This is a genomic window from Nocardia sp. NPDC059229, from assembly GCF_042754165.1.
GTDB lineage: Bacteria > Actinomycetota > Actinomycetes > Mycobacteriales > Mycobacteriaceae > Nocardia.
Genome location: NZ_JBHZAK010000060.1, coordinates 1 through 6920 on the forward strand (window position 1 = coordinate 1; position 6920 = coordinate 6920).

Below are 6920 nucleotides of genomic sequence, written 5' to 3' on the forward strand. Positions count from 1 at the left end.
CGCTGAACGCCTTCGACATCACCTTCGAAGGCCGACTCACCGCCGGACGGAAATAACCCAATCAACCCGAGCTACACCGTTATCTGGACAGACCCCGGGTCGGTCAGCTTGTCCCCATCGATGTGGACTCTGACCGGCCACCGGCGCCCTCGTTCGGGACAATGCCGGCCCTGTGTGACGCATGCTGCCGCTCTATTCGTGCTTGTTTTGCCGCTACTGCCGTGCGTGTTTCGCACATACTTGGTGTGCGTGTTTCGTTGCTACTTCCCGAACGCTGTCCACCCTGTGTGACGACGGTCGATTGTGGTGGCAGTTTCGACTGCGCCGGTACAAGGCCCGCGGTCAGCGGTCTCGCCAGGCGAGAATCTTCTTGAACTCGGAGAAGTCGTAACCGGTGCTGTCGGGGTGGATTTCGGTCGTGAACAAGGTGACGCCCTCGTCGACGAAGGCATCAGCGGTGGCGGGGTCCGTCCACGCCATTGCTCGTTCGATGCCGGATTCGTCACGCCCGGCTTCGGTAGCAAGGCGCTTGAGGAGATCGTTCTTCCGGCGGAACTCGTCGAGTGGCTCGAAGCTGTGCCAGATATCGGCGTAGCGGGCGGCGGCGGGAATTGTTCGGCGCTCGCCACCGCCTCCGATGAGGATGGGGATATGACGCAGCGGTGCCGGCGTCAACTGGCTGAGCCTGTGTTCGATACGCGCCAGGCCCGAATCGAACTGGTCCATCCTGGATTTGACTGTGCCGTAGTCATATCCGTAGACACTGAAGTCCTTCGGATACCAGCCGGCACCTACGCCCAGGATGAGTCTCCCGCCGCTGATGTGGTCGACGGTGCGGGCCATGTCCGCGAGAAGATCCGGGTTGCGGTAAGGAATCCCGGTGACAAGCAGTCCGATCTCGGCTCTGGTGGTGATTTCGCCCCACGATGCCAGGGCCGTCCAACCCTCGAAATTGTTGACGTCAGGCTGTTCATCACTCAACAGCGGGGCGCCATCGACAATCTCCACGAAGGGCTTGTGGAAGTGGTCGTAACCGAAAATCGCGTCCGCTCCCAGGTTCTCAGCGTGCACAACTGCGCTTCTCCACGCCTGGTAGTCCGGTGTACCGCCCGGCCACAACTGCACGCCGATCCGCACTGCTTTCGGTGCACCCGCGGCGGAATTCGACATGCTGGCCTGGGTCGACTCGGTCATTGCTGGTCTCCTCGAGTTCGTTGTGGTCCTTGAATCACCCTGCAGTTCTTCGGGCTTCATCTGGTGACCGTCTCTTCCGGTGACATACGCTGAAACTAAGGGGACAGGGAGTTCCTTCTCTACGGCAAATACCTACTTTCTGGTAAGTGCCTCTGGCGCGTTTCACCCGTCCAGATGTATGCAACATCCTATGAAACAGAGAAAGCCCCGGACGGCGACACCACATCATGCTGTTTCAGGCGATGAACTGAGCAAGGAACTGGCGGTCCTCGACCAGGCGGTGGCGGCCGTCCCCGCCGGCGTCCGCCGTAGCGAGCTGGACGAGCTGAGCCGGGAGGCCTTCGTCGTGTTGGAGTGCCGGGTCTACGCCCTGGACCATCGCACCGCGCTCGGGCCCGACCGCCGCCGGGAGCGGTAGCCGCACCGTCGACTCGGGCAAAGAGTCTCGCCGGGTGCGGCCGCTCCTTTACCGTGGCTCTTCGGCCGACTGGACCACACGGGCCGTAACGACCTCATCATCAGTCGGCCACGATCAGGCACCGACCGGTTAAGGAGGCCGACCTGTTGGTATGCGATATGTGTCGGCGCAGTGCACACAACCCCCGACCGCTGAGCCGACACCAGGGTCGCGCCCCACGTGCACTACCGCGACGCTGGGGCGAGACCCGTCCGATCGGTACATGGTCCACACAGGGTGCGCCGGGCTGCGCCCGCCGGTTCGATCTCGGTCCAGACCATCTTTGAACGCCGAACCCGCACTGCGGGCGGATTCGCGTCGTCCGGGCGCGACGGGAGACGGAGTGATGATGGAGCAGCGTATTCGGTCGTTGCCGCGTCCGCGGTGGCGTAGTCCGCTACGGGGCCCGTGGCTGACCTCGGTGTTCGGTTCGGTACTGCTGGTCTTCCTGCCGATAGTGATCGTCACCGGCTTGTTGTCCTACATCGCCTATGGGCCGCAGTCCGGCCAGGCGATCCCGGCGCATGTCGGGGGGCTTGCGCTGCCCACCTTCGATTGGCCCACCCGCCCATCGTGGCTGTACCGGTTCACCCAGGGCTTGCATGTCGGGTTGGGGCTCGCGCTCGTCCCGGTGGTGGCGGCAAAGCTGTGGTCGGTGATCCCGCGATTGTTCGCCTGGCCTCCGGTGCAGTCGGTCGTGTCTGCAATCGAGCGGGTGTCGTTGGTGATGCTGGTGGGCGGCGTGCTGTTCGAGATGGCCACGGGGATACTCAATATCCAGTACGACTACATCTTCGGATTCTCCTTCTACACCGCGCACTACTTCGGGGCGTGGGTGTTCATCGCCGGATTCGTCGCACACGTGACCATCAAGCTGCCGCGCATGATCGCCGCGCTGCGCTCACGATCACTGCGGGAGGTGCTGCACACCTCCCGCGCCGATACCGAGCCCGAACCACGTGATGCCGACGGTTTGGTCGCCACCGATCCGACCGAGCCGACCGTCAGTCGCCGCGGCGCCCTGGCACTGGTCGGCGGTGGCGTGGCGTTCGTCGTCGTCCTCACCGCAGGCCAGTCTGTCGGCGGATTCACCCGCCGGGCTGCATTGCTGTTACCACGCGGCCGCAGCGAAGGCGGCGGTCCTACCGATTTTCAGGTCAACCGCACAGCGACCGCGGCAGGAATCACCGTTACCGACGTCGGCGATTCTTGGACACTGGGCTTGCTCGGTGGTCCCGTTCCGGTACGCATGGACCGGGCGGCCTTGCTGGCCATGCCCCAACATGCCGCCCGGCTGCCCATCGCGTGCGTCGAAGGATGGTCCACCACGCAAACCTGGACCGGGGTACGACTGTCCGACCTGGCACGCCATGCCGGTGTCGAGCAGCCTGTTTCCGCGGCAGTGACCTCGCTCGAACGGGCAGGGGCGTTCAACCGTGCACTGTTGCAGGCCAACCAGGTACTCGACCCCGACGCACTGCTGGCATTGCGCGTGAACGGCACGGACCTCTCACTCGACCACGGCTACCCGGCGCGGATCATCGTCCCCGCCATGCCAGGCGTGCACAACACGAAATGGGTCTCCACAATCGAATTCCGGAGGGCATGAGATGGCTCCGGGCGAGTTGATCCACCGATGGAAGCGCGCATATGGAGCACACCCGCTGCACTTGCCCGTGCTCGTCGCATCGTTCGCGCTCGCCGGCTACAGCGTATGGGTGCTCGGGTTCGATGCCCTGTGGAACCACCGGGTGTGGTGGCAGGCGATCGCAGTGTGGTTCGCGGCGGCCATCATCGCCCACGACCTCGTACTCTTCCCCGCGTATGCCCTCGTCGACCGCATCCTGGCCGCGGTGTCCGCCCGGACCCGACTCCGCGTGTCACCGTTGAACTACATCCGAGTGCCTCTCCTCGGAATCGGGCTGTCGTTTCTGCTGTTCTTCCCCGGCATCATCCAGCAGGGTGCGGCCACCTACCACGCGGCCACCGGAGGCACTCAGCAACCGTTCCTCCTCCGCTGGCTACTCCTGTCCGCGAGCATGCTCGCTGTCAGCGCAATCGCCTATGCGATCCAGAGCCTGCGCGCCCGCCGACGACACTGAACCGGGCCAGAACCCGTACGCACCGACCGCGCGGCACGAGCCATCCGCGATGATCTGGTCCAGCAGCGTGTTCGCGCCGTCGAACAGTTCCCGCGCGGCCAGTTGCTCCAGGATCGCCGGATACTTACCTTTCGGCTCCCAGGCTAGGAAGAAGAACTGTTGATGAAGGCCGAGCAGCTGATGAGCACGTATCGCGCCAGTGCCTGTGCTGGCGCGCGCAGCAGGGTGGTCAGCCGACCAACCTCCTGTATGCGGCGGCGGCGAGTAGGCCGTTGGTGCAGGTGCCGGCCGCCGGCTTGATCTTGAACAGCCACATGCCGTCCGGGTCGCCGCGGCCGACTGCGACCGCTCTAACGGCTCAGGTAGGCCAGCACCGCGAGTACTCGACGGTGGCCGCTGTCTTCGGCGGGGAGGTCGAGCTTGGCGAAGATATTGCCGACATGTTTATGGATCGCACGCTCGGTGACCTTGAAGCGTAGAGCGATCTCGCCGTTTGCATAACCTTGGGCCATCAGCTCGAGGACTTCGCGCTCTCTGCCGGTGAGTGTGGATACCGGATCGTGGCGGGTCATGAGCTGTTCGAGCACCTCAGGGTCCATCACGGTGCCGCCCGAGGCGATGTGTTGCAGGGTGCGCAGGAAGTCGTCGACCCGTGCGACACGGTCCTTGAGCAGATAGCCGACGCCACCGCCATCGCGCAGCAGATCGCGTGCGTAGCTGTGCTCTACGTACTGCGAGAAAACGAGCACGGGTTGTCCCGGAAAGCGGGAGCGCACCTCGAGGGCCGCGCGGATACCTTCGTGACGGAAGGTCGGCGGCAGCCGTACATCGACGACGGTGACATCGGGGCGATGTTCGGCGACGGCAGCGATGAACGAGTCGCCGTCGGTGGTGACCGCCGCGACCTCGTGACCCTCCTCGCGCAACAGGAGCACGAGCCCTTGTGCGAGAACCACATTGTCCTCGGCGATTACTACTCGCATGGGCACGCCGCCCGCAATACGGTCGGACCGTTCAGCGGGCTGTCGACGGTGAGAACGCCGTCGAGCGCTTCCAGCCGCCTGCGCATGCCGGCGACCCCCGTGCCCTTGGACTCGTCGACACCGCCACGCCCGTTGTCGTGTACCTCGACGGTGACGTACCGACCGATCTTGCGCACCTCGACACGGGCGGTGGTCGCGCCGGAGTGGCGTGCGGTATTGGTGAGTGCCTCGGCGACCACGAAATACACAGCTGCTTCCACCGAGGCAGGTACCTCACCAGAGACCTCGATTTCCACATGGGTCGGAACAGTGCAGCGTGCCGCCACGGCGGCTACCGCACCGTCGAGGCCCTGATCGGCGAGAATGGGTGGATAGGTGGTGCGCAGGACGGTCCGCAGGTCACTCATCGCGGCTTCGGCACCGTCGCGGGCTTGTTCCAGCAGCGGGCCGACCGCGTCGGGGTCACGCTTGAGGACCCGCATCGCCAAACCCAGCCGCATTGCGAGGCCGACCAGATGGGCTTGCGTGCCGTCGTGCAGGTCGCGCTCGATGCGCCTCAGGTCGGCGGTGTGCGCGTCGACTGCTCCGGAACGGGTGCGTTGAAGTTCGGTGATCTGATGCGCCAATTGTTGGTTCATTCCTGCTCGTAGGCACGCCTCCGATATTTGCATGCCGATACGCGCGATAAGCGGCACACACGCGACGGCCACTGCCGTGGTGACGACCGTTTGCACGATTCCCACGGTGAACGCCGACGTCCATCCGGTGATCGGCATGTTGGCCACCACCCGGACAGTGCCCTGCGGAAACAACCACCACAACCAGATAGCCGCAAAACTCAGCACGGGTAGCACAGCGAGGGCGAGGCCTACCGCGCCGAGGACAATGCCCGCGACAAGCATCGCGACGACCCACCGCACTTCACGCCACACGGTTCGGTCGGTGATGAGCGCGGGTAGCCACCGAAAGGGCCTGCCGGTCGGTACTTCTGGACTACCCAGTTCGCGGGCCAGCCGGATCCGCTCGGCATCGGCGATTCGACCGAGCACCCACAATTGCGGTGGCACGAGCACGAATCCGATGCCCACGAGGCAGGCGACGGCCGTGTAGATCAGCAGGGGCACTGCGACAATCGCGTACAGGCCTATTCCGAAAGTGGTTGCACTGGCCCGGGCTCCACTGCCTACCCGATCCCACCATGAAGCGACTGATACAGACACCCCGCGAGTCTTTCACCCCAATCCGGCGGTGACGGTGTAGCTGGCACCACCACCAGATGGGGGAGTGCTACAGGGCACCGGCCCGCTGCCGTACCTAACGTTGCCGATTGTGATGAGCAGCAACGGAATCAACGGTCGACAGGTCAGGGCCGACAAATGTAGTACATATGCAGGTTGACCTGCCTACCGTTTCCGAGTGTGACGAACAGGAACGAATTGCGAACACCCCCCCCGGGCACCAGCGGGACGATCCACGCGGCCGGGCGGTCAAGGAGTTGTGGTACTTCGTGCCGGCGGCCTACCTCGGCGCATGGCTGGTGGCAACACCGTTGTGGCTGACGGGATTTCGGCGCGCGGCGCCGTCGCAGCACGCGGGACCGTTGGTGGCGGCCTGCCTGTTCACCATGATGGTCGTTCCCGCCGCAGTAGCGATCCTGCTGACCCGATGGCGTCATCCGTGGCGTGACGTGCCTCGAATTCTATCGCTGGGACTGCCCAGCCCGCGGCGGCGCGTGATGGTTCAATGCCTGTGGGCGAGCACTGTTTTCGTCGCAATCACCCTGGTGGGACTGATACCCGCGGCGCTATTCGGCCTGTTTCGACCGGCATGGCCGCAGTCCGCGTGGCCGCTGCTGGCTCTGCCGTTGTCGGCGATCGTTTCGCTGCCTCTCTATCTCGGCGAAGAGATCGGCTGGCAGGGATACATGATGCCGCGGTTGACATTTCGCTTCGGTACCGTCACGGGCATCTGCGTTGGCGGCGTGCTCTGGGGTCTGTGGCACCTGCCGATGACCGCGCTGGGCGGAAGCTACCCCGGCCACCCGCTCTACGTCGCGATCCCCGCTGCCGTGGCAGTAGCAGTCGCCGCGTGAGGTTCCCCCCAAATGGTGGACAGGGGGGCTTGTGCGCTGTCAGGCAGCCGCGTGAAGTGACTTCTCGAAATTGTCGGGGCTTTGCATCCCGA

The 6920-nt window shown here is 64.5% G+C and carries 8 protein-coding genes; 4 read left to right on the forward strand and 4 right to left on the reverse strand.

From position 1 onward, the window contains the following. Window positions 1-342: 342 nt before the first annotated feature. A complete protein-coding gene (locus ACFXHE_RS43875; protein WP_379391689.1) occupies window positions 343-1194 on the reverse strand; it encodes an LLM class F420-dependent oxidoreductase in 852 nt (283 codons plus the stop codon). Between the two features lie 190 nt (window positions 1195-1384). Here ACFXHE_RS43875 and ACFXHE_RS43880 point away from each other — a divergent pair, with 190 nt between their 5' ends. The 3 genes from ACFXHE_RS43880 (at window position 1385) to ACFXHE_RS43890 (ending at window position 3753) form a co-directional block, all read left to right on the forward strand. Beyond that, window positions 1385-1612 (forward strand): hypothetical protein, encoded by a 228-nt coding sequence (locus tag ACFXHE_RS43880; protein ID WP_379391691.1) that lies wholly within the window; start codon window positions 1385-1387, stop codon window positions 1610-1612. A gap of 388 nt (window positions 1613-2000) precedes the next feature. Next, window positions 2001-3260: a molybdopterin-dependent oxidoreductase gene (locus ACFXHE_RS43885; protein WP_379391693.1), complete on the forward strand. Its 1260-nt coding sequence runs from the start codon at window positions 2001-2003 to the stop codon at window positions 3258-3260. Window position 3261: 1 nt separating this feature from the next. Continuing rightward, on the forward strand, window positions 3262-3753 hold the full coding sequence (locus ACFXHE_RS43890; protein WP_379391695.1) for a hypothetical protein: 492 nt from the start codon (window positions 3262-3264) through the stop codon (window positions 3751-3753). On the opposite strand, the gene ACFXHE_RS43895 is transcribed toward ACFXHE_RS43890, so the two are convergent. The 3 genes from ACFXHE_RS43895 to ACFXHE_RS43905 all read right to left on the reverse strand — a co-directional run bounded on the left by ACFXHE_RS43895 (window position 3673) and on the right by ACFXHE_RS43905 (window position 5956). Further along, window positions 3673-3945 (reverse strand): vitamin B12 dependent-methionine synthase activation domain-containing protein, encoded by a 273-nt coding sequence (locus tag ACFXHE_RS43895; protein ID WP_379391702.1) that lies wholly within the window; start codon window positions 3943-3945, stop codon window positions 3673-3675. The two genes, ACFXHE_RS43890 and ACFXHE_RS43895, sit on opposite strands and share 81 nt — an antisense overlap. A gap of 158 nt (window positions 3946-4103) precedes the next feature. Continuing rightward, window positions 4104-4736 carry a response regulator gene (locus ACFXHE_RS43900; protein WP_379391697.1) on the reverse strand — a complete coding sequence of 211 codons (633 nt, stop codon included), beginning with the start codon at window positions 4734-4736 and terminating at the stop codon, window positions 4104-4106. Next, a complete protein-coding gene (locus ACFXHE_RS43905) occupies window positions 4727-5956 on the reverse strand; it encodes a sensor histidine kinase (protein WP_379391698.1) in 1230 nt (409 codons plus the stop codon). Before ACFXHE_RS43905 ends, ACFXHE_RS43900 begins: the two co-directional genes overlap by 10 nt. 167 nt (window positions 5957-6123) lie before the next feature. Between ACFXHE_RS43905 and ACFXHE_RS43910 the strand changes: the two genes are divergently transcribed. Continuing rightward, complete coding sequence (locus ACFXHE_RS43910; protein ID WP_379391700.1) at window positions 6124-6828, forward strand: CPBP family intramembrane glutamic endopeptidase; 705 nt, start codon at window positions 6124-6126, stop codon at window positions 6826-6828. The last annotated feature ends 92 nt before the right edge of the window (window positions 6829-6920 follow it).